1 protein-coding gene is annotated in these 1,037 nt (G+C 68.1%); it reads right to left on the minus strand.

The window, feature by feature from the left end:
• The coding region (locus AC0B9F_RS38565) for a condensation domain-containing protein (RefSeq protein ID WP_472010527.1) at window positions 1-1,037 on the minus strand (1,037 nt) is incomplete at both ends.

The raw sequence follows: 1,037 nt of genomic DNA on the forward strand, positions 1-1,037 counted from the left end.
CCGATCGGAATGTCCGTCCCCGCACCCAACCGCGACAGGAGAGTGGCGAACGCAGCCTGGAGCACCATGAACACACTCGCGCCCGACTCCCGGGCGAGCTGGGCCAGCGACGCGTGCAGTTCCGCTCCGATCTCCACCGGAACGCTGTCACCACCGAATGTGGCCGCCACGGGCCTCGGACGGTCCGTCGGCAGCTCCAGCTGCTCCGGCACACCAGCGAGCGCCGCCGTCCAGTAGGCGACCTGATGGCTCAGCACACTTTCCGGGTCGGACTCCTCGCCCAACAGCTCCCGCTGCCACAACGCATAGTCCGCATACTGCACCGGCAACGGCTCCCACCCGGGAACACCACCGGCAACCCGCGCCTCATAAGCGGTAGCCACATCCCGCGCCAACGGCACCATCGACCAGCCGTCACCCACAATGTGGTGCAGGACCATGACGAGAACATGGCTGTCCTCAGCCAGCTCGAAAAGCGCCAGACGCAGAGGCAGCTCGCAGGTCAGATCGAACCCGCGACTCGCGAACTCGGCCACCAGACCAGCCAGCGACTCCTCCGTCGCCGACCGCACCTCCACGCTCACCAGTCCAGCGCCAGCCGGACGGATCTCCTGGAACGGAACACCTTCCGCCCCCTCCGGAAACACCGTCCGCAACGACTCATGCCGCCCGACGACATCCCCCAAGGCCGCCTCCAGCGCGCCCTGGTCCGGCACACCGTCCAACCGCAGCACGACCGGCATGTTGTACAGCGATGCCGAGGCACCCTCGAACCGGTTCAGGAACCACATCCGACGCTGCGCAAACGACAACGGCACCACCGCCGGCCGCTCCACCGCCACAAGCGCCGAACGGGCACCATCCACCCGCCCGACGTACGTCGCAAGGTCGGCCACAGCGGGCGCCTCGAACAGTGCCCGCAGCGGAATCTCGACGCCGAGGGTGGTACGGATGCGGCTGACGACGCGGGTGGCGAGCAGGGAGTGGCCGCCCAGGTCGAAGAAGCTGTCGTCAATGCCGACCGCCTCCACGCCAAG

Source organism: Streptomyces sp. NPDC097129 (assembly GCF_055668065.1).